This is a genomic window from Lysinibacillus sp. G4S2, assembly GCF_030348505.1.
Classification (GTDB): domain Bacteria; phylum Bacillota; class Bacilli; order Bacillales_A; family Planococcaceae; genus Lysinibacillus.
On record NZ_JAUCFJ010000002.1, the window covers coordinates 674,530 to 700,165 of the forward strand.

A 25,636-nucleotide genomic window follows, 5' to 3' on the forward strand; every position below is an offset into this window, starting at 1 on the left:
AAAAGAGTTGTCTCAAGCACTGAGACAACTCTTTTTGTTCTCCGGCAAAACGAGATTATTCCGATAAATCTTCAAAGTATTCCTATATAAAAAGAGTTGTCTCAAACGCTGAGACAACTCTTTTTTGTTTTCCGGTAAAACGAGATTATTCCGATAAAAGTTAAAATTGTTCTGATAAAACGAGGGAATGTTCCGATAAAAGCTAAAATTATTCCGATAAAACGAGAAAATATTCCGATAAATCTTCAATGTATTCCTATATAAAAAGAGTTGTCTCAAACGCAGAGACAACTCTTTTTATAGATTCTTTATAACTCTTCGTCATCAAGACCAAGCATTTCATCATACGCAATTTTTACTGCTTCATAAACAAAAAGGGCAGCAATAGCATGTGGCACAACTATGCGCTCTCCTAAATCGTTCGGTAATAAACCACCACGTATGCGTGTAGAAATATACGTATACGCTAAATCTGCTAGTGGGTTTTCAGAATCCGCTACTTCGCTAGCAACTGCTGCAAACGGAATAAAATTGTTATTGAGTTGTTGTGCTAAAGCTAATGCTTCTTCATCATGTGCACTCCGTGTGAAAATGAATACACGATCAGCTTCCGTTATCATTGTATCCTTTGTCCACGGTACTAGTTTGCTAAAACGTTCAACTGCATGACATGCATTTAATTCGACAACTTGCATTTCACCAAAGCATGCGAAATAGACGTTACCTTCACCAATACCTGCTTGTGCAAGTAATCGTGCTGTTTCTTCGATAGCTTCCTCTTCATTTTGTGTTATTCTTTGTAATAATCCACTAAGTTGTGTTGTTAGAATTTTTGACATGGTCCCACCTCAATCAATATTATATGTTTGAAAAGAGCATAAAGCAAAAGTAGATAATTTATAATACTAGAAGGTATTAAGCTATTGAAGGAGAATAATACATAATATAGGAAGTTTTTTTTTGCAAGAATAATAACTCAAAAAGGGCGGAATGAAATGTGAAACGATTACTAATTGTTGATGATCAACCTGGAATTCGTTTGCTTTTAAATGAAGTGTTGAAAAAAGAAGGTTATGTTACATACTTAGCTGCAAATGGTACTGAAGCACTGCGATATGCAGAAGAAGAAATGGATTGTGTCCTATTAGATATGAAAATTCCGGGGATGGATGGTATTGAAATTTTAAAGCGCTTAAAAGAGAAGTGGCCACAACTTCCAGTATTCATGATGACTGCTTATGGTGAACTGGATGTTGTACAGGAAGCATTAGATTTAGGCGCAATTCGATATTTTACTAAGCCTTTTGATATTTTTGAAGTGCGTGATGAGGTTAATAAAACATTACAGGTTTAGATGAACAGGCAGTGGTTAACACCGCCTGTTTTTCATGGTTATTATACGATTAGTAGAAGTTTTCTACCGTTTCACTTTCATTTTGCTTCCACAATAAATGGCTCATCACTATAACGTGTGGTTGGTTTCCGTTCCAACTGGGCGCTTTCCGATGAGCCGCTTTTATTTTTCTGCAGCGCAATGATAGCGACACAAATCTTTAATGAGCTGCAGTTTTGAGATTTATCGAGAACTTTTGATTGTTTATCGACCAACTTTATCGATTTATCCACCAACTTTTTAAATTTATCACCCAACTTTTTTAATTTATCGACCAACTTTCGAAAAATATCGACATCTACCTTCATGCAACACTATCTGACCGCATGGGGGCTTGAACCTCCGTTACGTTGCACTACATTACGGTTGGACACTGCCGCTTCGTTGCACTTCGCTTTCGTACAGAAAAGAAGACGCTGTCGCTACGTTGCTCTTCGCTTTCGCGTAACCTCCGTTACGTTGCACTACACTACGGTTGGACACTGTCGCTCCGTTCCACTTCGCTTTCGTGTAGAAAATAACAGCCCCTGCTTTTCAGGGGCTGTTATTTTTGCTATGATTAAATAGCATATTTATGTAGAAAGAATAGTCCTATAGAGGAGGATTTTTAGTATGGCATTAGTATCTATGAAAGAGATGTTAATTAAAGCAAAGGGAGAAGGTTATGCAGTTGGTCAGTTCAACATCAACAACCTTGAGTGGACTCAAGCAATTTTACAAGCAGCAGAAGAAGAAAAATCTCCAGTTATTCTAGGCGTTTCAGAAGGCGCAGGTAAATATATGGGCGGATTTATCTCCGTTGTACACATGGTAAAAGGTTTAATGGAATCTTATGGCACTACAGTACCAGTAGCTATTCATCTTGACCATGGTTCAAGCTTTGAAAAATGTAAAGAAGCGATTGACGCTGGCTTCACTTCAGTTATGATTGATGCATCTCATCATCCATTCGAAGAAAACATTGCAATTACATCTAAAGTGGTTGAATACGCTCATTCTAAGAATGTTTCTGTTGAAGCAGAGCTTGGTACAGTTGGTGGAGACGAGGATGGCGTAATCGGTGGTATTATGTACGCTGATCCAGAAGAATGCCGTAAAATGGTTGAGTTAACAGATATCGATTGCTTAGCACCAGCTCTTGGCTCTGTACATGGTCCTTACAAAGGAGAACCAAATTTAGGCTTTAAAGAAATGGAAGAAATCTCTAACTTAGCTGACCTTCCATTAGTATTACATGGTGGTACAGGTATCCCAACAAAAGATATCCAACGTTCAATTTCATTAGGTACAGCAAAAATTAACGTTAATACTGAAAATCAAATTGCTGCAACAAAAGTAATCCGCGAAATTCTTGATAACGATAAAGTTGTTTATGATCCTCGTAAATTCCTTGCTCCAGCACGTGAAGCGATTAAAACAACTGTAGTTGGGAAAATCCGCGAATTCGGCAGTGCACAAAAAGCATAATTTTTGCATTTAATAAGTTAAAAAAGTATAGATGACTACACATAATAAGAGAAGCGTTGATGCTGTTATCGACCTTCTCTTGTTTTTGAAATAAAAAATTTTCGGCAAATATTCAATTATAAGGCTCATCATTAAAGTTGAGGATGACATTTATTAAACGTATGTCGTGTGAATAAGTTGATTGGAGTGAAGACTGAATGCATCCAGAAAAACGCTCAGTCAGAACGGAAATTAACCTTAAGCATGATGATGAACCTAAAAAGTGATCAGGAGGGAATATTATGAAATTTTTCATTGATACAGCAAATTTCGAAGAGATTAAAGAAGCACACGCATGGGGTATTTTATCAGGCGTTACAACAAACCCATCATTAGTTGCTAAAGAAGAGAATGTTTCTTTCCATGATCGACTTCGTGAAATCTCAGAGCTTGTAGACGGCTCAGTGAGTGGGGAAGTAATTGCTCTTGATGCAGAAGGTATGATTAAAGAAGGCTTAGAATTAGCTGCTATTGCTCCAAATATTACAGTTAAATTACCAATGACTCCAGCTGGTTTAGAGGCGTGTCGCTTCTTTGCGGACAAAGGTATTAAAACGAACGTAACATTAATCTTTAGTGCAAACCAAGCATTAATGGCTGCTCGTGCGGGTGCAACATATGTATCACCGTTCATCGGTCGTTTAGATGATATGGGTCAAAATGGTGTAGAGCTAATCGAAACAATTGCAGATATTTTCACAATTCATAATATCGACACGCAAATTATCGCTGCATCTATTCGTCATCCGCAGCATGTAACGGCGGCAGCACTTGCTGGTGCACATATTTCAACTACTCCATTTAAAGTGTTAAAGCAACTTTTCAACCATCCATTAACGGAAAAAGGAATTGAAGGATTTTTAGCGGATTGGAATAAGAGAAAAGGCGAATAATAAGATTATATAGTGAGCCATTCGCAAAAAAATATTACTTTCCAATCATGAGGGAGAACGCAAAATGGATGTTTATAAAATTACAGGCGAAAATCGTCTGCAGGGTACAATTAAAGTTAGTGGTGCAAAAAATAGTGCGGTCGCCTTAATTCCGGCATCAATTTTGGCGAACTCTCCAGTGACAATTGGAGGTTTACCAGAAATTTCTGATGCGTGGACATTAAAGGCTTTATTAGAGGAAATTGGTGGGGAAGTTTCATTTGAGGATGGCACAATGACAATTGATCCAACGGACATGATTGCGTTGCCATTACCAAACGGCAACGTGAAAAAGCTTCGTGCCTCCTATTACTTAATGGGCGCTATGCTAGGTCGCTTTAAAAAAGCTGTGATCGGTTTGCCTGGAGGCTGCTTCTTAGGTCCGCGTCCTATTGATCAACATATAAAAGGCTTTGAGGCATTAGGTGCAAAAATCACTAATGAGCATGGAGCAATTTATTTACGCGCTGATGAATTAATTGGTGCAAAAATATATTTAGACGTTGCCAGTGTTGGAGCAACAATTAATATTATGCTAGCTGCTGTCCTTGCAAAGGGACGTACAGTTATTGAAAATGCAGCGAAAGAGCCAGAAATTATTGATGTGGCAACTCTTCTCACTAACATGGGTGCTAATATTAAAGGCGCAGGTACGAGTGTTATTCGAATTGAAGGTGTTGAGGAGCTTCATGGTACGGAGCATACGATTATTCCGGATCGCATTGAAGCTGCCACGTTTATGATTATGGCTGCTGCTTTAGGTGAAGGCGTTACGATCGATAATGTTATTCCACTGCATTTAGAGGCGATTACTGCGAAGCTTCGTGAAATGGGTGTGAAGATTGATATCGGTGAAGAAAGTATTTTTGTGCCAAAAACGGATCTCTCCACATTGCATGCAGTTGATGTTAAAACATTAGTGTATCCGGGGTTCCCAACGGATATTCAGCAGCCACTTGCTGTATTAATGTCTCAGACATTTGGTTCCTCAAAGGTAACAGATACAATCTATACAGCTCGCTTTAAGCATATTGATGAACTTCGTCGTATGAATGCCAATGCACGTGTTGAAGGAAATACAGCTATTATTACAGGTCCTAGTAAATTACAGGGCTCAACTGTAACAGCTACTGATCTTCGTGCTGGTGCCGCATTAGTATTAGCAGGCCTTTTAGCTGAAGGCGAAACAGAAATTCATGATATCTATCATATTGAGCGCGGCTATAGCTCACTTATTGAGAAATTACGTGATTTAGGCGCTAATATTCGACGTGAAACAATAATGGCACGCGTAGCAGAGGCGAAGGAATAATGAGAGCTAAAAGTTTTGAACTAACTATGTTACAATAGAGGTAATTTGAATGTTTCGGTGAAGAAGTATGCCGATAACGGGAGGCAAATAGAACAATGGAACGTAGTTTATCGATGGAAGTAGTCCGAGTAACAGAGGCAGCAGCAATCGCATCCGGGAAATGGATGGGTCGCGGTTTGAAAATTGAGGCAGATGATGCAGCAACGACAGCGATGCGCGTAATGTTCGATACAATTCCAATGCATGCTACAGTAGTGATTGGTGAAGGCGAAATGGATGAAGCACCAATGCTTTATATTGGTGAAGAGCTTGGCTTGCGTAATGGAGGTCCTAAAGTAGATATCGCAGTTGACCCATTAGAAGGTACAAATATTGTAGCGAAGGGTACAAATGGTGCAATGACAGTTCTTGCCATTGCAGATAAGGGTAATCTGTTAAATGCACCAGATATGTACATGGAGAAAATTGCAGTAGGACCTGAAGCGGCAGGAAAGGTCGATATTAATGCTTCTGTTACGTATAATTTATTACAGGTAGCAAAAGCTAAAAATAAAGATATTTCAGATGTAGTAGCTACTCTTTTAGATCGACCACGTCACCAAGCGATTGTTGATGAAATCCGAGAAGCTGGCGCGCGTATTAAATTTATTCAAGATGGCGACGTTGGGGCAGCTATCAATACTGCTTTTGATGAAACCGGCATTGATATTATGTTTGGTACAGGCGGTGCTCCAGAAGGTGTTATTTCAGCTGTTGCATTAAAATGTTTAGGTGGAGACTTCCAAGCGAAACTAGTACCAGAAGATGAGGAACAGTTAGAGCGCTGCAAAAAAATGGGCGTAGACGTAGATAAAGTTCTTCATTTAGATGACCTAGTTAAAGGTGACGATGCTATTTTTGCAGCGACAGCTGTAACAGATTGCGAGCTATTAAAAGGTGTTCAGTATAAAGGAGCCTACGCATTAACACATTCCGTTGTTATGCGAGCTAAATCTGGAACTGTGCGTTTTGTAGAAGGTCGTCACGCTCTTGATAAAAAACCTAGCTATTAATAAATTTTTCTTCTAAAATATACCTAGTGCATCTTTTTGCGCTAGGTACCTTCTTCTAAAAAATTAAACCATCCCATAGTTTTAAAAACTTCTATGATAACCCCAAAAATTGCATTATATTTTGAAAAAGACTGGAGTTGTGCATATGTCTGCATTGACAATCGCTCAATTAGAAAACATGACGTTAAAAGAGCTTTACGCCCTTGCACGCCAATATAAAATTTCATATTATAGCAAGCTAACGAAAAAAGAATTAATATTTGCTATTTTGAAAACGCGTTCAGAGCAAGAGGGCTATTTCTTTATGGAAGGCGTACTAGAAATTGTTTCGCAAGAGGGCTTTGGCTTCCTTCGACCAATTAACTACTCTCCAAGTAAAGAAGATATTTATATTTCTGCTTCTCAGATTCGTCGTTTTGATCTACGAAATGGGGACAAGGTGTCTGGTAAGGTGCGTCCACCTAAAGAAAACGAACGCTATTATGGACTACTACAAGTGGATGCTGTTAACGGCGAAGACCCAGAAGTGGCAAAGGAACGTGTGCATTTTCCTGCATTAACGCCTTTATATCCTGATCGACAAATTAAACTTGAAACAACACAGCGCAATTTATCGACACGTATTATGGATTTAGTGGCACCTGTAGGCTTTGGTCAACGTGGATTAATCGTTGCACCACCAAAAGCAGGGAAAACATCGTTATTAAAAGAAATAGCGAATGCCATTACAACAAATTATCCTGACGCAGAGTTAATTGTATTACTTATTGACGAACGCCCTGAGGAAGTAACTGATATTGAACGTTCTGTGAATGCAGATGTAGTGAGTTCGACTTTCGATGAGGTTCCAGAAAATCATGTGAAAGTTGCAGAAATTGTGTTAGAACGTGCACGCCGCTTAGTTGAGCATAAACGTGACGTTATTATTTTAATGGACTCTATTACACGTTTAGCGCGCGCTTATAACTTAGTTATTCCTCCGAGCGGTCGTACGCTTTCAGGTGGTATTGATCCTGCTGCGTTCCATAGACCAAAACGATTCTTCGGTTCGGCACGTAATATTGAAGAAGGCGGTAGCTTAACAATTTTAGCAACAGCTTTAGTGGATACAGGGTCTCGTATGGATGAGGTCATTTATGAAGAATTTAAAGGAACAGGTAATTTAGAGCTTCATCTTGATCGCCAATTGGCAGAGCGCCGTATTTTCCCTGCGCTTGATATCCGTCGTTCAGGTACACGTAAGGAAGAGCTTCTGCTTGAGCCTGAGCAACTTGAAAAGCTGTGGGCGATTCGTAAAACATTCTCAGACGCACCAGATTTCGCGGAGCGCTTCATGAAAAAATTACGTACAACAAAATCAAATGAAGAATTCTTTGAAAAGTTAAATGAAGATATGAAAAAGGCTACTAAAGGTAAGGGCCTACTATAAACATGAATCACCATTGACTAGCAATAGTTGATGGTGATTTTTATCTATTTTCTGTTTGAGAATATTTACTATTGGATCATCTCCCTATTAAGGCTAGGCGACTCCTTAGAGATTAGCCTCACAGATGGCCCTTAAGCGCAAGTGAAGTGGCTCATCGGACGCCTTCAGTCGGAACAGAATCAACCCCTGTTACAGTGCAGAGTCTTAAAACTAAATATATTCAAAACTATTGTCAAACGTATATTTTATATGGTACTATTGCAAAGTATGCAACGTGTACATATGTAGCTGACATATTCGAGCTATGTAAGGTGCAGTTCGATATTACTCTGTTCCAGATGGTTCAGGGCGAGAGGAGAAAACGAATATGAAACAAGGAATTCATCCAGACTACAAAGTAGCAACAGTAACTTGCTCTTGTGGTAACACTTTCCAAACTGGTTCAGTAAAAGAAAACATCGTTGTCGAGTTCTGCAACGAATGTCACCCATTCTATACTGGCCGTCAAAAATTCGCGTCTACTGATGGTCGCGTGGATCGTTTCAACAAAAAATACGGTCTTAAAAACTAATGTTAGTTTAATACCTGCCAAGCATGTGCTTGGCAGGTATTTTTTTCAGTATATCAAAATAGTAAGAATCCCGTTGATGCAAGTCTTTTCAAAATCCAGATTGACAAAAAGAAAGGGAGAAGACACATGGCACAGCTATATTTTAAGCACGGCGCAATGAATAGTGGTAAATCTATAGAAATTTTAAAAGTTGCGCATAACTATGAAGAACAACAAAAGCCTGTAATGATGTTTACATCAGGATTAGATACACGAGATGAGGTAGGCTTTATTTCAAGTCGAGTAGGCTTACGTCAACAAGCCATTCCTGTTAATGATGATACAAATATTTTTGAGCTAGTAAAAAACAATACCGAAAAACCATATTGTGTACTAGTTGATGAAGTACAATTCTTAAAAAAAGCTCATGTTTTGCAATTAGCAAACATTGTAGATAAGTTAGATATTCCAGTCATGGGCTTCGGTCTAAAAAATGATTTCCAAAATGAGCTATTTGAAGGTAGTCAGTACATGCTTACATATGCAGATAAAATTGAGGAAATGAAAACAATTTGCTGGTTCTGTCATAAAAAAGCAACAATGAATTTGCGTGTTGATGAAAGTGGAAAGCCTGTTTATACAGGTGATCAAATTCAAATTGGAGGGAATGATTCCTACTATCCAGTTTGCCGAAAATGTCACGCGCATCCGCCGCTATAACGCTAAGAAAAAGTAGCATACATGTGGAAATTTTCTTATACTAAGTAGTGGAAATAAAGAATGTTCATACTTTAGTGTAAGTCTGATTTAGATTTTTCTTTTTCAGAAATGCGACAGTTATAAAAGAGGAAACTTATAAAAAACTAAATAGAGGTGAAACCCATGTTTGATCGATTACAAGCAGTGGAGGATCGTTACGAAAGGCTAACAGAGCTTTTAAGTGATCCTGATATTGTGAATGACAATAAAAAATTACGTGAATATTCCAAGGAACAATCAGATATCCAGGAAACTGTAGATTCTTACCGTGAATATAAAAGTGTAAAAGAGCAATTAGTTGAAACACGTGAGATGCTAGATAGTGAAAAAGATCCTGATATGCACGAGATGGTGAAAGAAGAATTCAACCTACTTAAAGATCAGCAAGAAGAGTTAGAGGAACGTTTACGTATTCTGTTAATTCCAAAAGATCCTAATGATAATAAAAACGTTATTATGGAGATCCGTGGTGCAGCTGGTGGCGACGAGGCGAATATTTTTGCGGGAGATTTGTTCCGTATGTACTCTCGTTATGCAGAGACACAAGGTTGGAAAATTGACATAATGGAAGCAACGCCAAACCCAATGGGCGGCTATAAAGAAGTTATTTTCATGATTAATGGTCAAGGTGCGTATTCTAAATTCAAGTTTGAAAATGGTGCACACCGTGTGCAACGTGTACCTGCAACGGAGTCTCAAGGCCGTATTCATACATCGACAGCGACAGTAGCCTGCTTACCTGAAGTGGAAGAAGTAGATGTTGAAATCCATGAGAAAGATATCCGTGTTGATACATTTGCATCTTCTGGTGCCGGTGGTCAATCGGTAAATACAACGATGTCAGCTGTACGTATGACCCACTTACCGACAGGTGTTGTTGTATCGATGCAGGATGAACGTTCACAAATTAAAAACCGTGAAAAGGCGATGAAAATTCTACGTGCTCGTGTTGCAGATATGTATTTGCAAGAAGCACAAAAGGAAATCGATGCCACACGTAAATCAGCTGTAGGTTCAGGCGATCGCTCTGAGCGTATTCGCACATACAATTATCCACAAAACCGTGTAACAGACCACCGCATTGGTTTAACGATTCAAAAGTTAGATCAAATCGTCGAAGGTAGACTAGGCGAAATCATTGATGCACTTATTTTAGAAGAGCAAGCATCAAAGTTAGAGCGATTAAATGATGACTTATAATAATGTAATGGAGGCCCTTCAATGGGCTTCTTCTTTTTTAGTGGATCATGGTTGTGAGGAAACAGCGGCGCGTATTGTCATGCAACATGTACTTGGCACTAGCTATTCAGAAGTGATGTTGCACTTACAGGACGTATTAACAAATGAACAAAAAGATCAATTTAAAAAACTAATCGAAGAGCATGCGAGTGGACGACCTGTACAGTATTGCGTCGGCAGTGAAGAATTTTACGGTCGTTCATTTATTGTCGATGAGTCAGTGCTTATTCCTAGACCTGAGACAGAGGAATTAGTGCTTGGAACAATCAATCGCATGAACAAAATGTTTAATCATAGAGCATTGAAGCTTGCAGATATCGGAACTGGTAGTGGTGCAATTGCTATTTCTATGAAGCTAGAACGTCCAGAGCTAACAGTCGTAGCCACAGATTTATCCGAAGCTGCTTTAACTACAGCACAAAACAATGCCCAAAGATTGGCGGCAGATATTGATTTCCGATTAGGCGATTTAACGGCTCCTTTAGCAGGTGAAAAATTCGATATTGTGTTATCTAATCCGCCGTATATTGCTTTTGATGAAGCGAAAGAAATGTCAAGAACCGTGCTAGAGCATGAACCATATAGTGCTCTTTTTGCAGAAGAAGACGGACTTATTTTATATAGAAAATTGGCTGAGCAGCTACCAGCACTTGTGAATAAACCGGCCCTCATCGGCCTTGAAATCGGTTATACACAAGGGGAGCAGGTGGCTAAATTCTTTAAAGATAGTTTTCCACAGGCTATTGTTTCGATAGAAAAAGATATTAATGGTAAACCGCGAATGATTTTTTGTGAAATTCATGTATAAAGTATCTACTTCTTGCCAACAATGTTGAGCAAGGAGGGATTTTTATGTTAAACGAATACAAGATTATTAGATTACCTAAACAAAATATTTTTCTAGCTTTTGTAAAACTAGTTTTCATTGCGATTGCTTTACAATTATGTATTTTATATATTCCATCATTAGTAGGTTTTGCGAAAGAAACTACGAAGTATGAGCAAGAAAATGATTTTCGTATACGCGTTATTGCCAATAGTAATACGACACAGGATCAGCATGAAAAGGAGCAGCTTGTCAAAGATTTAAAGCCGTATTTTAAACAAGTAGTAGCTAGTGCTGGAGCAGGAACTGTGGATAACGAGCAAATACTTTCGTTAAAACAAGAAATTGAAGCAGAAATAAAAGAAAATTATCCACAACTTAATATACAGGTTGTAATTGGGGATAACTTATTTCCACCAAAGAGACAGAACGCTGTGCTTTATCCACAAAATATGTATCAATCTATTGTCGTGAAAATCGGTGATGCACGTGGTGATAACTGGTGGTGTAGCGTATTCCCATCAGTTTGTGAGCCTGATAAAGAAGAACAAAAAGAAGAAGAGGAAGAACAAGTTACATTCTTTATTTGGGAATGGATTAAAGGTTTTTTTGAATGAATTGTGCACAAATTCAGATAACTTATACACAATTTTTGATAAGTTATAAACATTTTGTGGATAATTCAGTAAAAACGAATAGTTAAAGGAAGGTTTTAATCATGAAAACCGTTTGCAAGATTGTGGATAGTAATGTGAATAGTCAGACAAATTATACACAGGCTGTGGATATCTTAAATGCAGGTGAGGTTGTGGCATTTCCAACAGAAACGGTTTATGGCTTAGGTGCTGTTGCAACAGATGACACAGCAGTCAAAAAGATATTCGAAGCAAAAGGTCGTCCTTCAGACAATCCACTAATTGTTCACATTGGCACGAAAGAGGAAGTTGAGCTCTATATAGAGCATATTTCAGAAGTAGCCAAAAAATGTATGGATTTATTTTGGCCAGGTCCACTGACACTTGTTATGCCTGTAAAACCAAATGTGTTGGCAAATAGTGTGACAGCTGGACTAACGACTGTCGGCATTCGCATGCCAGATCATCCAGTTGCACTCGCATTACTTCGACAATTAAAAAAGCCACTTGCTGCGCCGAGTGCGAATCGTAGTGGGAAGCCAAGTCCTACAGAAGCAGTACATGTTCAGGATGATTTGGCAGGGTACATACCTTATATTTTAGATGGAGGTTCTACAGGAATTGGGCTCGAATCAACAGTATTAGATGTTACACACGAACCTCCAGTTATTTTGCGTCCAGGTGGAATTACAAAGGAAATGTTAGAGGATAAGATTGGGCCAGTTATTCAGCCGACAAAAACTGAGCAGAAATTAGAGGCTACCCCAAAAGCCCCTGGTATGAAATATACACACTATGCGCCAAACGCTCCTGTCTTATTAATTGAAAGTGATTTAGGGGAAGTTCATGATGCTGTCCATCAATTACAAAAACAAGGACATAAAGTAGCACTACTTGCACCAGCTAGTTTTGTTAACAGCGAGGCTGATTTTTATTTTTCAGTAGGAGAAGCTGGTAGTAAAGAAGAAATGGGTGCGACTTTGTACCATGCACTAAGAGCCTGCGATAAAACAGCGGCAACAATTATCTTAGCAACCACTACATCGACTGAAGGAGTAGGAGCTGCGATTATGAATCGACTTGAAAAAGCTGCTGGGGGTAAATGGTATACCCTATAAATAAATTAAAAAAGTATGCTAGAGGTTACTTCTGGCATACTTTTTTTGTATTAATGATAAAAATCTACTTATCCTTTTATATTTATGCTCTGGCTGTGGAAGCGTAACGATGCAAATACATCGAGGCATAATTGATCACCTCGTTACTAAGGAAAATGTCATATGATAATACTGTATTTTCGAGCATAAAATGATAAAATATTAGAGAGCGAAGGAGTGCTTTCTTGCAGGGAATTCTTGCAGGTATTATAACGTCTGTAGATGTGATTGGTTTATATGTGTTAATACCAAATGTTAGATATCGATTATTTTTGTCAGTGTGGACGGCTGCTTTGCATATGCTTTTCCCTTTATTAGGTTTCGAATTAGGAAACTATTTAGTTCGTTTCTTATTAGACTGGGGACAATGGATTTCAAGTATTTTATTATTTTGTATTGGCTTGCATTTACTATTATTCTCGCATAAAGATGAAAAAGTAACGATTTCTCCAATACTTTTAGCCGTGACTGCAAGCCTAGACACCTTTTCAGTAAGTATTTCTTTTGGTATGCTACATTTAGAGAAAACATTATTTATTATTAGTGCAGGTGTAAGTGCTCTTATTTGTTCTTATGGGTCATTAGTCATTGCGCGTAGAAGTCAGGTCTTGTTAGGCAATAAATTCCAAAAGATTGCAGGGGTTATTTTAATCATTATGGGTTTTTTAGCTATTTGGCAATAGAGAAAACAAAGGAAGGTGATAAGTGTGAAGATATTATTTGTTTGTACTGGGAATACTTGTCGCAGTCCGATGGCAGAAGTTATTTTGAAACATAAACAAATTGGCAATATAGAAGTCCGTTCAGCAGGTATTTATGCTATGCCTAATGCTGAGATGTCTGCACATGCGCAACAAGTATTATATGAAGCAAATATGTCACATCAGCATTTAGCAACACAATTATCAATAACTGAAATGGAATGGGCTGATTTAATTTTAACAATGACGACAGCCCATAAAGATACAATCATCGCTAATTATCCACATGTAGCACAAAAAGTTTTTACTTTAAAAGAGTATACAAGTGAAGGTAGCTTAGGAAATGTTGTAGATCCTTACGGTGGTAGTAAAGAAATTTATGAAGTAACATTTGCAGAATTAAAGGAATTGGTAGAACGATTAGTAAAAAAACTTGAAGAGAATTGAGGAGCTCTATGAAAAAACAGTTTGGCTTACGACTTAAACTAGTATTATTTGTTAGTATTCTTGCACTAATCACATACAGTATCAGTTTTATATTTATCGAATATATACAACCTACCTTCTTCCCAGAGAGCAATCGTCAACTGTTTGAAATTGTTACTTATCTGTTAGGGATTACGTGGTCAGGCATTTTGGCTGCGATTTTCTGTGTAGTCCTAATTAAACCTTTACAGCAGCTTGAAAATTCTGCTTCCCGTGTAGCGGAAGGAAAAATTGGACAGGATGTTGAAATGCCGAAAACAAGTGATGAGATTCGTTCTGTTGCAGAGGCATTCCAGCAAATGGTGTTAAATTTACGACAAATGGTAGAAAGTATAGACCAAAACTTCCAACAAACAAATCAATCGATTATTCAACTATCTGATGAAGCAGCTGTTGCAACGACAAAGGCAGAGGGTATTGCCTATACGGTAAAGCAGATTTCTACAGGTGCAGAGTCTTCAGCTGCAGCAGTACAAGATACAGCTGAGGCAATCGAAGATGTACGAGCTCTCGCTACAGAAGTAAATAGTAGAGCCGAGGCATCAGCAACGCAATCTAAAGAGATTCTACATAATTTAACGACAACAACAAAAGCAATCGAAACGTTAGTGAATAGTATTCAGCAAATTGCTGCTGGCAATAATGAAGCATTAGAAAGCATTCGTGTATTAGAAGATAATGCTGGACAGGTAGAGCGCATCATTGGCTTAGTTGGTGATATTGCAGCACAAACAAATTTACTAGCTTTAAATGCTTCGATTGAGGCAGCGCGTGCTGGAGAACATGGAAAAGGCTTTGCTGTAGTAGCTGAAGAAGTTCGAGGCTTGGCAGATGAGAGTGCGAAAGCAGTACAAGGCATTACTTCTCTTATTCAATCAATGCAACAAAACGTTGAAATTGTTGTCAAACAAATGAATCAGCAAGTGGCATTTGCGACAAAAGAAGCTGCACGTGTATCAGAAACGACAACAGCGGTAGAAGGAATGTCGTCAAGTGTACATGAAATGGCAAGTGCAATTGTAGAAATTTCTTCACTGATTGAACAACAAATGCATAATATTGAAACTACTGCTCGTCAATCTCAAGAAGTTGCAGCCATTGCTCAAGAAACATCAGCAGGTGCACAAGAGGTTCGCAGTGCAGCAGAAGAACAGGCATATGCCATTGAACAAGTAGAGCAACTAGCAGAAGGTCTAAAGAAACAATCAGAAGAGCTACATAAAATGATTCAACAATTTGACAGACAAGCATAGATGTCATTTTAAACTGTAGATAGACTCGAGTGATGATAATCGAGTTTGCTACAGTTTTTTTGTATTTCATATTAAATGTAAGGCGATGGGAGAAAGAGGCAGAGCGGCGGATGGAAGAGCTAGGGCGATGGAAAGAAGCCAAGTGACGGATAGAAGAGTCAAGGCGATGGATAGAATCAAGGAAGTGACGGAAAGAAGGGTCCGAGCGACGGATAGAATCAAGGAAGTGACGGAAAGAAGAGCCGAAACGACTGATAGCCAAAGAAGCGACGGAAAGAAGAGTCCGAGCGACGGATAGAATCAATGAAACGACGGAAAGAAGAGTCGAAACGACGGATAGCCAAAGAAGTGACGGAAAGAAGAGTCCAAGCGACGGATAGAATCAATGAAACGACGGAAAGAAGGGCCAAAGTGACGGATAGCCAAAGAGGCGACGGAAAGAAGGGTCCGAGCGACGGATAAAATCAATGAAGCGACGGAAAGAAGAGGCTGAGCGATGGATAGAAAGGTAGAATCGACGGATAGAACAGCCAAAATCGTGGATAGAACCGTCAAAGTCGTGGATAGAACAGCCAAAATCGTGGATAGAACCGTCAAAGTCGTGGATAGAGCAGCCAAAGTGACGGATAGCCAAAGAAGCGACGGAAAAAAGAGTCCAAGCGACGGATAGAATCAAAGAAGCGACGGAAAGAAAAGCCGAAACGACGGATAGCCAAAGAGGCGACGGAAAGAAGGGTCCGAGCGACGGATAGAAAGGTAGAAGCGACGGATAGAACAGCCAAAGTGATGGATAGCCCCGTTAAATCGGCAGATATTAATATAGTATGTCCACTGTAGTTGAAAGGCTAAAAAAACTTCGGAAGATGGAATATTACAACAATAGATTAGAATCCGAATTTATCAACATGATATTCACATTATCCACAGAAAAATGGATTTGAAAGTGAATGATTTTATGTTAATATACAAGAAACGTTCGTCTTTTAGGAGAAATCAGCATAAAAATGCAAGAAAAATCATGTTATTTATGAGATAGAAGTGGTACACTAGTGTTGACTATAATTTCGAAATGAGGGAACCCAGTGAGAATAGCAATTTCTTCTGATCACGGAGGCAATAATTTACGTCGTGAGATTATGCAACTGTTAGATGAGCTAAATATTAGCTACGAAGATTTTGGTCCACAATCTGCGGATTCAGTAGACTATCCTGATTATGCAAAACCAGTTTCTGAAGGTGTTGCTAGCGGGGAATTTGATAAAGGTATTTTAATTTGTGGGACAGGCATTGGTATGTCTATTGCTGCAAATAAAGTTAAGGGAATTCGTTGTGCTTTAGTGCATGATGTATTTAGCGCAAAGGCAACGCGTTGTCACAATGATTCAAATGTTTTAGCGATGGGTGAGCGTGTTGTTGGGCCAGGCCTTGCACTTGAAATCGTTAAAACGTGGCTTGAAACAGATTTTGAAGGTGGTCGTCATACACGCCGCATTGAAAAAATCGCTGAGCTAGAGCAATAAGGAAAGCAATTATATTTGTTAACTCATGTCATAAGCTAGCCAGTTTTAACAATGGCTTAATAGTGTGCGTGACATAAATAGATATATAAATAAAGGGGCTGAGCATCTTGGGTGTACAACAAATACGAACACATTTGACTCAGTTACTCAGTGAATTTGAAGAGCAGGTAATCCTACGACCAAATACAATTTTTGTCGTAGGCTGCTCAACATCTGAAGTGATTGGTCAGAAAATTGGCACAGCAGGAGCGCTTGAAATTGGAGAGGCGATTTTTGAGCCGTTGCAGGCATTTGCAAAGAAACATCAGCTTCATCTAGCGTTCCAAGGCTGTGAGCATATTAATCGTGCTATTACAATAGAAGCAACAACTGCAGAACAATTTGGCTATGAACCAGTAACAGTTGTACCAGTGCGTACAGCAGGTGGCTCGATGTCCGCTTATGCGTTTACGCAATTTACAAATCCAGTTGTTGTAGAAGCTGTGCAGGCAAATGCAGGTATTGACATTGGTCAAACACTCATTGGTATGCATTTAAAGGCAGTAGCCGTACCAGTTCGTACTTCTGTGCGAATGGTAGGAGAAGCAGTTGTAACGATTGCAACAACACGTCCGAAGCTAATTGGCGGAGAACGTGCAGTATATAAATAAAACTACCTCTGAAATCAGTGGTATACAAATGACGATTATACTTAGGAGGCTTTTTTGAACATGGCATACGAAAAATTAGCAGTACAAGACAAAGCAGTATTAGATGGGATTCTTGCGGAAAAGAAACGTCAACAAGCAAATATCGAGTTAATTGCATCAGAAAACTTTGTATCTGAAGCAGTAATGGAAGCACAAGGTTCTGTTTTGACAAATAAATATGCTGAAGGTTATCCAGGTAAACGCTACTATGGCGGTTGTGAACACGTAGATGTTGTGGAAGATATTGCACGTGATCGTGTAAAAGAAATCTTTGGTGCAGAATACGCGAACGTTCAACCACACTCTGGCGCACAAGCAAACATGGCTGTATACCACACAATTTTAGAACCAGGTGATACAGTTCTTGGGATGAATCTTTCTCATGGCGGTCACTTAACGCATGGATCTCCTGTAAACTTCTCAGGTATTCTTTATAATTTCGTTGAATATGGCGTAACGAAAGATACACAAGTAATCGATTATGAAGATGTACGCCAAAAAGCATTAGAGCATAAACCAAAACTAATTGTTGCAGGTGCATCTGCATACCCACGTGAAATCGATTTCGCTAAATTCCGTGAAATCGCTGATGAAGTAGGAGCATACTTCATGGTGGATATGGCACATATAGCGGGTCTTGTAGCTGCTGGTGAACACCAATCACCAGTACCATACGCTGATTTTGTGACATCTACAACACATAAAACATTACGTGGCCCACGTGGTGGTTTAATCCTTGCTTCGAAAGAATGGGGGCAAAAGCTTAATAAATCTGTATTCCCAGGTATCCAAGGTGGACCATTAATGCACGTGATCGCTGCAAAAGCTGTAGCATTCGGTGAAACATTACAACCAGAATTCAAAGAATATGCAAAACAAATTAAAGCTAATGCTAAAGCTTTAGCAGAAGTATTAATTGCAGAAGGTGTTGAAATTGTATCTGGTGGTACTGATAACCACTTGTTACTTCTTAATGTGAAATCTCTTGGTCTAACAGGTAAAGTAGCAGAACACGCACTTGATGAAGTAGGGATCACAACAAATAAAAATACAATTCCTTACGATACAGAATCTCCATTTGTAACTTCTGGTATCCGTATTGGTACACCAGCTGTGACATCTCGTGGCTTCAAAGAAGAGGACATGAAAGAAGTTGGTGCAATTATTGCAACAGTTCTTAAAAACCCAGAAGATGAAGCAGTCAAAGCTGAAGCGAAAGATCGCGTAAAAGCTTTAACTGACAAGTATCCATTATACGCATAATTTAATATAAAAGAGGCTGTGACATAACTGGCCAAAACCTAAAAAGCGCGAGAAATCAATTTAGCAACGTTGATTTCTCGCGTTTTTTTGATGTTAAATTTAGTGTTGTATAAAGATAGATGTCGATATTTTTCAAAAGTTGGTTGATAAACTAAAAAAGTTGGTCGATAAACAATCAAAAGTTCTCGACAAATCTCAAAACTGCAGCTCATTAAAGATTTCTGTTGCTGCCGTTGCGCTCCACTCCAATTTCGCTGCAGACAGCCTCTTATTATTTAGGAAACTGTAAGAAGCATCTTTTCTGGTACGCAACTTTTGGTTCATTACCAAAAGTTGCGTATGATAGTTGCCCTGTATATTAGTTGATCTTCGTTACGGCTGGACGCCTCCAGTCGGAACGGACACCAACCACACGTTATGGTGATGAGCCTTAAACCTGGTAGAAAAGGCTATATTATAGTAGATTGTGGACAAGTGGTGTCCTGATAAAGATGAAATTTTTATGAAAGTGACAATTTATTGAATTTTTTATGTACAATGTAAGAGAGAATTGAAGCAATCGAGGGAGGAGGGGCTGGATGGTTACTAAAGAGATGGTCGTAGAAAATGAAATGCTATTAAATACAATTCGAAGATTAGCTAATAATTCTAAGGAAAGGTACGTTATTTTTGATGCAACAAATAATCATTGCGTATTGGAATGTAATGATTCTTTTTGTGTGCTTACAAATACTACACGATCCCAAATAATAAATAACGATTATTTTTCATTGCTGTCAAACGAAGAACAGATGACAACTATTGAAATGATTAAACAAAAAATACATAGCGGAGTTATGGTGCAAGCAAAATTGCACCATAGTTGCTTCGATAAACCTCCTTTTTGGGCAGAGATACAAGCACTTCCATTTCAAAATAATAAAAATGAAACATTATTTGTATTAGTACTTGTGAAGGATGTGACGTATTATCATACCGAGGAATTTTTAATACGCCTTGAGAAAGCAATGTATGAAGCGATTGAAAAGGACAATTCCTTTGATAAAAAGATGAGCATTATTTGCAATGGCTTAGATGAATTTTTTATGCCGAATACATCAAGTATGATCTTTGTCAAAACGGAAACAAATCAATTGCAAGTTTTTAGAGGGAATAATAAAACAAAAGGTATATCGCAGCGTTGTGAAAACAAGGGATTTTTTAAAGAAGTCATGACAGGGAAAACATCCATTCTAGTTAAGAACTTGGATGAAATTGATATTCCAAAAGAACATAAAATATTTGCCTATTCATCTAAAAAGCAATTTGCATGGTTTATGCCCATACACAATCAACAACAGCAAGCAATTGGATTGTTTGCGATATTTTTAAAGCAACATCATAGTGACCAAGAGTTTTTTGAAAACATGTTTCGCAAAATTGGTGCACTTGTTGCATTGGCACACTCGTATGCAAAAACGCAGAAAAAGATATGGGATTTAGCCTATACCGATATCACAACGGGGCTACCTAATCGACATAGTTTTTTAAATAAGGTAGAAAGAGAGAAAGAATGCGGTCAAAATGGCAATATCAAAATCGTAAAGCCAAGCGAATTTCATCAAATTGTGGAGTTATATGGCCGTGAAGCGGGAGACGAGCTTTTAAGACAAATTGCCAATCGTCTAAATGAACAGCAGAATGAACACAACGAATATATTGCTAGATTTACTAGCTCTAGTTTAATCATTTCAAAAGCGACAGCCAATGAAGATTTCTTATATTATGAATTGCGTATAAAAGAGATCATTCGTCAGCCTTTTATTGTGGGTGGAAAGCAAATTTATATTACACTGAAAACGGGCATTGCTCCATTTAACGGTGAGATCAATATTGCTGACGCGATTCGCTTCGCAGATAATGCTGTATCCTTTGCGGCTGATAAACCGGGTACTCATATGGAAATATTCACACAAGAAAGAAATGATGTGCTTGAGCAGCAAATGACAGTGTTAAACCATTTGGCACAAGCGTTAAAAAACAAAGAAATCTCGGTAAATTTACAGCCAAAGGTTGATTTACGAACGGGTGAAATTCAAAGCATTGAAGCGCTGGCCCGCTGGATTTCTCCGGAACTTGGCTTTGTGTCACCGGCGATTTTTATTCCAGTGGCGGAAAGTGCGGGAAAGGTACGAGAAATCGATATTCAAATATTAGAAATTGTACTTTCGTGGTTAGCAGAGCGTAAGAGATTAGGGAAAGAATTAGTGAAGGTCGCGGTAAATATTTCACCTAATCATTTTTACTATGCTAACTTTGTACAGGATACGTTACAGCTCGTTCAAAAATACGATATTGATCCGAAATATATCATTTTAGAAGTGACAGAAAATATTGGTCTAGTTGATTTTCAGACAGCTTTTTCTATTATCCAAGAATTAAAGGGCTACGGCTTTAAAACGTCAGTGGATGACTTTGGAACGGGCTTTTCATCATTAAGTTATTTACAAAGACTGCCGTTTACGGAATTGAAAATAGATCGAAGCTTTATTAATGCTATTAATGATGCTGCGACGCTCGCTGTTGTTCAATCTATTATTCAATTAGCATTAAATCTAGGGATGACTTCGGTTGCAGAAGGTATTGAAAGTAAAGAACAGGCTGAGATTTTACGTACCCTCGGCTGTACAGTAGGGCAAGGATATTTCTATTACAAACCGATGCCAATAGAACAGTTAGATGCAATACTCGATAAATAATCGCTAGTATATGTAGGAAACATTCTAGAAAAGGAGTTGTCCCAAATTAATTTTTGAGACGACTCCTAGTTTCTGTTATACTAGGTGAGATAAAAATGAAATCCGAACGGTTAGGAGAGAATCCCTTTGAGCAAAGTATACGTATTTGATCATCCACTAATCCAACACAAATTAACTTATATTCGCGATAAGAATACAGGAACAAAAGAATTCCGTGAGCTAGTAGACGAGGTCGCAACATTAATGGCATTCGAAATTACACGCGATTTACCAGTAGAGGAAATTGAAGTTGAAACACCTGTTACAACTGCTAAAACAAAAGTACTTTCTGGTAAAAAAATTGCGATTGTACCGATTTTACGTGCAGGTATTGGCATGGTAGATGGCGTATTAAAGCTAATTCCAGCGGCAAAAGTAGGTCATATCGGTCTTTATCGTGATCCAGAAACATTAAAACCTGTAGAGTACTATGCAAAACTTCCTGCAGATGTTGAAGAACGTGATTTCATCATCGTAGACCCAATGCTTGCTACGGGTGGATCAGCAGTGGAAGCGATCAACTCACTGAAAAAACGTGGTGCGAAAAGCATTAAATTCATGTGCTTAATCGCTGCGCCAGAGGGTGTAAAAGTTATTCAAGATGAGCATCCAGATGTAGATATTTATATTGCTGCACTTGATGAAAAATTAAATGACCACGGCTATATTGTACCTGGTCTAGGTGATGCAGGAGACCGTCTATTCGGTACGAAATAATATCACAAGGTTCACCACTGAAAGTTAGGATGACATTTTGATAATATGTATGTCATGTTGATAAGTTGATTGGAACGGAAAACAACCCCACGTTATGATGATGGGCCAATAATAAACAGTTGAATCAATTGAGTTTGTAATTTTTAAGCAACTTATAACTTTTGAAAGCGTCCTTCAACATTGAAGGACGTTTCCTAGTATGTTTAGGCGGTACTTCTTTTGAAGTCTGATGCTTGCCTTATCTGGCGCAGATCAATGGGAGTAAAGCACTTTTCATATACTATAATAAAGGACGGTGCAAATCGTTTTGACGAAAAAATGGAAAGTAATGACGATTTTCGGTACGAGACCAGAGGCTATTAAAATGGCTCCACTTGTATTGGAATTACAAAAGCATTCTGAGCAAATTGAATCGATTGTTACGGTAACAGCCCAACATCGCCAAATGCTCGATCAAGTATTAGAAACATTTAAAATCACACCAGACTACGATTTAAATATTATGAAAGATCGTCAAACATTAATCGACGTGACAACTAATGCATTACAAGGCTTAGACAAAGTTATGAAAGAAGCAAAGCCAGATATTGTTTTAGTACATGGCGATACAGCTACAACTTTCATTGCAAGCTTAGCTGCATTTTATAACCAAATTGCTATCGGACATGTAGAGGCAGGTCTACGTACGTGGAATAAATATTCACCATACCCAGAGGAAATGAACCGCCAGTTAACAGGTGTTATGGCTGACCTTCATTTCGCGCCGACAGAAGTGTCAAAGAAAAATCTTTTAGATGAAAATAAAAACGCTGAAACTATTTTTGTGACTGGTAATACTGCGATCGACGCATTAGCTACTACAGTAAGTGAACATTATTCACATCCGGTCTTAGAAAAAATAGGTACAGATCGTATGATTCTATTAACCGCACATCGTCGTGAAAACCTAGGTGAACCAATGCGTCATATGTTCCGTGCCATTACTAGAATTTTAGCAGAGCATGAGGATGTACAAGTTGTTTACCCAGTGCATATGAACCCGGCTGTACGAGAAATTGCTAATGAAATTTTAGGAGATCACAAGCGTGTACATTTAATTGAACCTCTTGAAGTCTTTGATTTCCATAACTTTGCGGCTAATTCCTATATGATTTTAACTGATTCTGGTGGCGTCCAAGAAGAAGCTCCTTCATTAGGTAAACCAGTTCTAGTGCTTAGAGACACAACAGAGCGTCCAGAAGGTATTGCAGCAGGGACATTAAAGCTAGCAGGTACGGAAGAAGAAACAATCTATTCGCTAGCGAAACAATTAATAGAAGATACAAATGCCTATGAAGCAATGGCAAAAGCATCAAATCCATATGGAGATGGACATGCTTCTGAGCGTATCGTAGAGGCTCTTCTAAGATTTTTACAAAAAGACAAGTAATGTACTATTTTTAGAACTAAAAAAATGAGTCTAATGTACCTATTGTGATAGGGGGGCTAATTTACGAGCGAAAACGCGTCGTAAATTAGCTTTTTTTTGCATGAGTGCGAAATCTAGTTTTGAAACTATGAAATTTCATACACAAATTTGTCAACAATTTGACAAGAATATAGAGGCTGTGAAGTTTTTCTCCTTTACTAATTGACTTCAAATATCTCCTATTGTATGCTTACAAAGGGTAAGAATGATAAGGGTTTCTGTTCGTTAATAGACGTTGAAACGCTTGTTATATCAAGTTTCTACTAAATTGACAGTTCAAACTAAAGCTGTCGGTTTGCAACGTTTTGTGCGTTTCGGGGTGTAAGACATTTTTTTGAATTTACACCTGTAATTTCAAAAGGCCTCTCCCGTTACTATTCCGCTGTGAGTAGTGTTTTTCACTGCTCTTTTCTGATTTCACATAGTGGTCAGCAAACACTTTCTTTACTCGAAAAAATGATTCAGGAGATTATAAACCAATGCTAGATTTGCATCACATTTTTGCTGTGCAGAAGAGAGCGTTATTTTTTTTGCTCGCACTCTGTGCATTAGGCTGGGGATTTACACCCTATCAGACGGTTTTTGCAGGCATCGCAATTGGTGCATTCTTTGGTACATATAATTTTTGGATTTTAGTTCGCCGTATGGAGAAGTTTGATCGATCCATTAGTGAAGGGAAGAAGATAGGCTCACTTGGTACAATGCTTCGTTTTGGATCAGGTGTGGCGGCAGTCGCTCTTGCAATTTCGTTGCCAAACTATTTTCACTTAATTAGCACGGTCATAGGGCTAATGATTCCGTACGTTTTTCTCTTTGTCGAGAGAATTGTATCACATGTAAGGAACCGCTAATGTGCTTTAAATTAGAAAGAGAGGTGAAAAATAACAATGAATCATGAAGCTCCATTAAAAACGGTTGACTTTGGTCTGTTTTCACTAACATTCAACCTTTCAACTGTTATGATGTTACTAGTTGCGGCTTTAATCGTTTTCTTAATCGCGGTTATCTCAACTAGAAGCCTAAAGTTAAAACCTACTGGTATGCAAAACTTTATGGAATGGATTATGGATTTCGTAAAGAACATCATCAAAAGCAACATGGACTGGAAAACTGGTGGGCGATTCCATATTTTAGGTATCACACTTATTATGTTTATCGCAGTATCTAACTTATTAGGTCTTCCATTCTCAATCATCTATGATGGCACACTATGGTGGAAATCCCCTACAGCTGATCCAACTGTTACTATGACGCTTGCAGCAATGATTTTAGTTTTAACTCATTACTACGGTATTAAAATGAGAGGTACAGGTAATTATGTTGGTACATTCTTCAAGCCAATGTCATTCATGTTCCCATTAAAATTAGTAGAAGAGTTCGCAAACACTTTAACATTAGGTCTTCGTCTTTACGGTAACATTTATGCGGGTGAGATTTTACTAGGCTTACTTGCAGGTTTAGCATCAACAGGTGCTATGGGATTCATCGGAGCAATTGTTCCTACGATAGCATGGCAAGGTTTCTCTATTTTCATCGGCTTTATCCAAGCCTTTATCTTCACAATGTTAACAATGGTTTACATGGCTCATAAAGTGAGCGATGACCATTAATATAAAGCATATATTTTATGCTTGAACCAAAAAAACAAACAATTCCAAGGAGGAAATTTTCAAATGACAGGTTCATTAGGTTTATTAGCAGCAGCAATCGCAATCGGTTTAGGTGCACTTGGTGCAGGTATCGGTAACGGTCTTATCGTATCAAAAACAGTAGAAGGTATCGCTCGTCAACCAGAAGCTCGTGGCGTTCTTCAAACTACAATGTTCATCGGGGTTGCATTAGTTGAAGCCCTACCGATCATCGCAGTAGTAGTAGCATTCATCGTAATGAACAAATAATTCAGTTGTACACTGAATTTTACTAGTGGCGAAGCAGGATTCTCAGATGAAACTTCGCCATTCATTTTGGAACT

The 25,636-nt window shown here is 38.4% G+C and carries 28 protein-coding genes; 24 read left to right on the top strand and 4 right to left on the bottom strand.

Features of this window, described 5'->3' with window-relative positions; genetic code table 11:
• Nucleotides 1-308 precede the first annotated feature (308 nt).
• Nucleotides 309-839, bottom strand: a complete 531-nt coding sequence (locus QUF91_RS03615) for a DUF2529 family protein (protein ID WP_285396824.1) — start codon at nucleotides 837-839, stop codon at nucleotides 309-311.
• A 158-nt stretch (nucleotides 840-997) separates the two neighbouring features.
• Between QUF91_RS03615 and QUF91_RS03620 the strand changes: the two genes are divergently transcribed.
• The gene (locus QUF91_RS03620) at nucleotides 998-1,354 is read left to right on the top strand and encodes a response regulator (RefSeq protein ID WP_285396825.1); all 357 of its coding nucleotides are present in this window, start codon (nucleotides 998-1,000) and stop codon (nucleotides 1,352-1,354) included.
• 77 nt (nucleotides 1,355-1,431) lie between these two features.
• Here the strand turns inward: QUF91_RS03620 and QUF91_RS03625 are convergent, their stop codons facing one another.
• Nucleotides 1,432-1,701 (bottom strand): hypothetical protein, encoded by a 270-nt coding sequence (locus tag QUF91_RS03625; protein WP_285396826.1) that lies wholly within the window; start codon nucleotides 1,699-1,701, stop codon nucleotides 1,432-1,434.
• A gap of 304 nt (nucleotides 1,702-2,005) precedes the next feature.
• On the opposite strand from QUF91_RS03625, the gene QUF91_RS03630 reads away from it, so the two are divergent.
• The 14 genes from QUF91_RS03630 (at nucleotide 2,006) to QUF91_RS03695 (ending at nucleotide 15,230) form a co-directional block, all read left to right on the top strand.
• On the top strand, nucleotides 2,006-2,860 hold the full coding sequence (locus QUF91_RS03630; RefSeq protein ID WP_289416876.1) for a class II fructose-bisphosphate aldolase: 855 nt from the start codon (nucleotides 2,006-2,008) through the stop codon (nucleotides 2,858-2,860).
• Nucleotides 2,861-3,141: 281 nt separating this feature from the next.
• A complete protein-coding gene (fsa, locus tag QUF91_RS03635; RefSeq protein ID WP_068986678.1) occupies nucleotides 3,142-3,792 on the top strand; it encodes a fructose-6-phosphate aldolase in 651 nt (216 codons plus the stop codon).
• A 64-nt stretch (nucleotides 3,793-3,856) separates the two neighbouring features.
• The gene (locus tag QUF91_RS03640) at nucleotides 3,857-5,143 is read left to right on the top strand and encodes a UDP-N-acetylglucosamine 1-carboxyvinyltransferase (RefSeq protein ID WP_285396829.1); all 1,287 of its coding nucleotides are present in this window, start codon (nucleotides 3,857-3,859) and stop codon (nucleotides 5,141-5,143) included.
• Nucleotides 5,144-5,238: 95 nt separating this feature from the next.
• A complete protein-coding gene (glpX, locus tag QUF91_RS03645) occupies nucleotides 5,239-6,195 on the top strand; it encodes a class II fructose-bisphosphatase (protein ID WP_285396830.1) in 957 nt (318 codons plus the stop codon).
• 145 nt (nucleotides 6,196-6,340) lie between these two features.
• Nucleotides 6,341-7,624: a transcription termination factor Rho gene (rho, locus tag QUF91_RS03650; protein ID WP_053484460.1), complete on the top strand. Its 1,284-nt coding sequence runs from the start codon at nucleotides 6,341-6,343 to the stop codon at nucleotides 7,622-7,624.
• Between the two features lie 367 nt (nucleotides 7,625-7,991).
• Nucleotides 7,992-8,195 (top strand): 50S ribosomal protein L31, encoded by a 204-nt coding sequence (rpmE, locus tag QUF91_RS03655; protein ID WP_285396831.1) that lies wholly within the window; start codon nucleotides 7,992-7,994, stop codon nucleotides 8,193-8,195.
• 126 nt (nucleotides 8,196-8,321) lie between these two features.
• Nucleotides 8,322-8,894, top strand: coding sequence for a thymidine kinase (locus tag QUF91_RS03660; RefSeq protein ID WP_285396832.1), 573 nt, complete (start codon nucleotides 8,322-8,324; stop codon nucleotides 8,892-8,894).
• A gap of 162 nt (nucleotides 8,895-9,056) precedes the next feature.
• On the top strand, nucleotides 9,057-10,133 hold the full coding sequence (gene prfA, locus QUF91_RS03665) for a peptide chain release factor 1 (protein WP_285396833.1): 1,077 nt from the start codon (nucleotides 9,057-9,059) through the stop codon (nucleotides 10,131-10,133).
• On the top strand, nucleotides 10,120-10,980 hold the full coding sequence (prmC, locus tag QUF91_RS03670; RefSeq protein ID WP_289416877.1) for a peptide chain release factor N(5)-glutamine methyltransferase: 861 nt from the start codon (nucleotides 10,120-10,122) through the stop codon (nucleotides 10,978-10,980). Before prfA ends, prmC begins: the two co-directional genes overlap by 14 nt.
• 44 nt (nucleotides 10,981-11,024) lie before the next feature.
• Nucleotides 11,025-11,615, top strand: a complete 591-nt coding sequence (locus tag QUF91_RS03675; protein WP_289416878.1) for a stage II sporulation protein R — start codon at nucleotides 11,025-11,027, stop codon at nucleotides 11,613-11,615.
• Nucleotides 11,616-11,716: 101 nt separating this feature from the next.
• A complete protein-coding gene (locus QUF91_RS03680; RefSeq protein WP_289416879.1) occupies nucleotides 11,717-12,751 on the top strand; it encodes an L-threonylcarbamoyladenylate synthase in 1,035 nt (344 codons plus the stop codon).
• Between the two features lie 224 nt (nucleotides 12,752-12,975).
• Nucleotides 12,976-13,473, top strand: a complete 498-nt coding sequence (locus QUF91_RS03685; RefSeq protein ID WP_289416880.1) for a manganese efflux pump MntP — start codon at nucleotides 12,976-12,978, stop codon at nucleotides 13,471-13,473.
• A 24-nt stretch (nucleotides 13,474-13,497) separates the two neighbouring features.
• Nucleotides 13,498-13,938, top strand: a complete 441-nt coding sequence (locus tag QUF91_RS03690) for a low molecular weight protein arginine phosphatase (protein ID WP_289416881.1) — start codon at nucleotides 13,498-13,500, stop codon at nucleotides 13,936-13,938.
• A gap of 8 nt (nucleotides 13,939-13,946) precedes the next feature.
• Nucleotides 13,947-15,230 carry a methyl-accepting chemotaxis protein gene (locus QUF91_RS03695; protein WP_289416882.1) on the top strand — a complete coding sequence of 428 codons (1,284 nt, stop codon included), beginning with the start codon at nucleotides 13,947-13,949 and terminating at the stop codon, nucleotides 15,228-15,230.
• 300 nt (nucleotides 15,231-15,530) lie between these two features.
• Here QUF91_RS03695 and QUF91_RS03700 read toward each other — a convergent pair whose 3' ends face one another.
• Both QUF91_RS03700 and QUF91_RS03705 read right to left on the bottom strand, forming a co-directional pair.
• Nucleotides 15,531-15,848, bottom strand: coding sequence for a hypothetical protein (locus QUF91_RS03700; RefSeq protein ID WP_289416883.1), 318 nt, complete (start codon nucleotides 15,846-15,848; stop codon nucleotides 15,531-15,533).
• Nucleotides 15,824-16,012, bottom strand: a complete 189-nt coding sequence (locus tag QUF91_RS03705) for a hypothetical protein (RefSeq protein ID WP_289416884.1) — start codon at nucleotides 16,010-16,012, stop codon at nucleotides 15,824-15,826. The genes QUF91_RS03700 and QUF91_RS03705 overlap by 25 nt, the downstream gene beginning before the upstream one ends.
• 300 nt (nucleotides 16,013-16,312) lie before the next feature.
• Between QUF91_RS03705 and rpiB the strand changes: the two genes are divergently transcribed.
• The 9 genes from rpiB (at nucleotide 16,313) to atpE (ending at nucleotide 25,562) form a co-directional block, all read left to right on the top strand.
• Nucleotides 16,313-16,750: a ribose 5-phosphate isomerase B gene (gene rpiB / locus QUF91_RS03710; protein ID WP_285396844.1), complete on the top strand. Its 438-nt coding sequence runs from the start codon at nucleotides 16,313-16,315 to the stop codon at nucleotides 16,748-16,750.
• A gap of 107 nt (nucleotides 16,751-16,857) precedes the next feature.
• Nucleotides 16,858-17,400, top strand: coding sequence for a TIGR01440 family protein (locus QUF91_RS03715; protein WP_289416885.1), 543 nt, complete (start codon nucleotides 16,858-16,860; stop codon nucleotides 17,398-17,400).
• Between the two features lie 60 nt (nucleotides 17,401-17,460).
• Entirely contained in the window at nucleotides 17,461-18,702 is a 1,242-nt protein-coding gene (gene glyA, locus QUF91_RS03720) for a serine hydroxymethyltransferase (RefSeq protein WP_289416886.1), read from the top strand.
• A 578-nt stretch (nucleotides 18,703-19,280) separates the two neighbouring features.
• Complete coding sequence (locus QUF91_RS03725) at nucleotides 19,281-21,440, top strand: bifunctional diguanylate cyclase/phosphodiesterase (protein WP_289416887.1); 2,160 nt, start codon at nucleotides 19,281-19,283, stop codon at nucleotides 21,438-21,440.
• Between the two features lie 126 nt (nucleotides 21,441-21,566).
• Nucleotides 21,567-22,196 carry a uracil phosphoribosyltransferase gene (gene upp / locus QUF91_RS03730; protein WP_285396849.1) on the top strand — a complete coding sequence of 210 codons (630 nt, stop codon included), beginning with the start codon at nucleotides 21,567-21,569 and terminating at the stop codon, nucleotides 22,194-22,196.
• 307 nt (nucleotides 22,197-22,503) lie between these two features.
• On the top strand, nucleotides 22,504-23,625 hold the full coding sequence (gene wecB / locus QUF91_RS03735; RefSeq protein ID WP_285396850.1) for a non-hydrolyzing UDP-N-acetylglucosamine 2-epimerase: 1,122 nt from the start codon (nucleotides 22,504-22,506) through the stop codon (nucleotides 23,623-23,625).
• A gap of 518 nt (nucleotides 23,626-24,143) precedes the next feature.
• The gene (locus tag QUF91_RS03740; RefSeq protein WP_197139682.1) at nucleotides 24,144-24,515 is read left to right on the top strand and encodes an ATP synthase subunit I; all 372 of its coding nucleotides are present in this window, start codon (nucleotides 24,144-24,146) and stop codon (nucleotides 24,513-24,515) included.
• A 36-nt stretch (nucleotides 24,516-24,551) separates the two neighbouring features.
• Nucleotides 24,552-25,274 carry a F0F1 ATP synthase subunit A gene (gene atpB / locus QUF91_RS03745; RefSeq protein WP_285396851.1) on the top strand — a complete coding sequence of 241 codons (723 nt, stop codon included), beginning with the start codon at nucleotides 24,552-24,554 and terminating at the stop codon, nucleotides 25,272-25,274.
• Nucleotides 25,275-25,337: 63 nt separating this feature from the next.
• On the top strand, nucleotides 25,338-25,562 hold the full coding sequence (gene atpE, locus QUF91_RS03750; protein ID WP_004269474.1) for a F0F1 ATP synthase subunit C: 225 nt from the start codon (nucleotides 25,338-25,340) through the stop codon (nucleotides 25,560-25,562).
• Nucleotides 25,563-25,636: the final 74 nt, after the last annotated feature.

What these genes read in the sequence shown, in the direction of transcription:
- QUF91_RS03615 (WP_285396824.1), bottom strand. Translation starts at nt 839, where the DNA reads ATGTCAAAAATTCTAACAACACAACTTAGTGGATTATTACAAAGAATA.
- QUF91_RS03625 (WP_285396826.1), bottom strand. Translation starts at nt 1,701, where the DNA reads ATGAAGGTAGATGTCGATATTTTTCGAAAGTTGGTCGATAAATTAAAA.
- QUF91_RS03630 (WP_289416876.1), top strand. Translation starts at nt 2,006, where the DNA reads ATGGCATTAGTATCTATGAAAGAGATGTTAATTAAAGCAAAGGGAGAA.
- fsa (WP_068986678.1), top strand. Translation starts at nt 3,142, where the DNA reads ATGAAATTTTTCATTGATACAGCAAATTTCGAAGAGATTAAAGAAGCA.
- QUF91_RS03640 (WP_285396829.1), top strand. Translation starts at nt 3,857, where the DNA reads ATGGATGTTTATAAAATTACAGGCGAAAATCGTCTGCAGGGTACAATT.
- glpX (WP_285396830.1), top strand. Translation starts at nt 5,239, where the DNA reads ATGGAACGTAGTTTATCGATGGAAGTAGTCCGAGTAACAGAGGCAGCA.
- rho (WP_053484460.1), top strand. Translation starts at nt 6,341, where the DNA reads ATGTCTGCATTGACAATCGCTCAATTAGAAAACATGACGTTAAAAGAG.
- rpmE (WP_285396831.1), top strand. Translation starts at nt 7,992, where the DNA reads ATGAAACAAGGAATTCATCCAGACTACAAAGTAGCAACAGTAACTTGC.
- QUF91_RS03660 (WP_285396832.1), top strand. Translation starts at nt 8,322, where the DNA reads ATGGCACAGCTATATTTTAAGCACGGCGCAATGAATAGTGGTAAATCT.
- prfA (WP_285396833.1), top strand. Translation starts at nt 9,057, where the DNA reads ATGTTTGATCGATTACAAGCAGTGGAGGATCGTTACGAAAGGCTAACA.
- prmC (WP_289416877.1), top strand. Translation starts at nt 10,120, where the DNA reads ATGATGACTTATAATAATGTAATGGAGGCCCTTCAATGGGCTTCTTCT.
- QUF91_RS03675 (WP_289416878.1), top strand. Translation starts at nt 11,025, where the DNA reads ATGTTAAACGAATACAAGATTATTAGATTACCTAAACAAAATATTTTT.
- QUF91_RS03680 (WP_289416879.1), top strand. Translation starts at nt 11,717, where the DNA reads ATGAAAACCGTTTGCAAGATTGTGGATAGTAATGTGAATAGTCAGACA.
- QUF91_RS03695 (WP_289416882.1), top strand. Translation starts at nt 13,947, where the DNA reads ATGAAAAAACAGTTTGGCTTACGACTTAAACTAGTATTATTTGTTAGT.
- glyA (WP_289416886.1), top strand. Translation starts at nt 17,461, where the DNA reads ATGGCATACGAAAAATTAGCAGTACAAGACAAAGCAGTATTAGATGGG.
- QUF91_RS03725 (WP_289416887.1), top strand. Translation starts at nt 19,281, where the DNA reads ATGGTTACTAAAGAGATGGTCGTAGAAAATGAAATGCTATTAAATACA.
- QUF91_RS03740 (WP_197139682.1), top strand. Translation starts at nt 24,144, where the DNA reads ATGCTAGATTTGCATCACATTTTTGCTGTGCAGAAGAGAGCGTTATTT.
- atpB (WP_285396851.1), top strand. Translation starts at nt 24,552, where the DNA reads ATGAATCATGAAGCTCCATTAAAAACGGTTGACTTTGGTCTGTTTTCA.
- atpE (WP_004269474.1), top strand. Translation starts at nt 25,338, where the DNA reads ATGACAGGTTCATTAGGTTTATTAGCAGCAGCAATCGCAATCGGTTTA.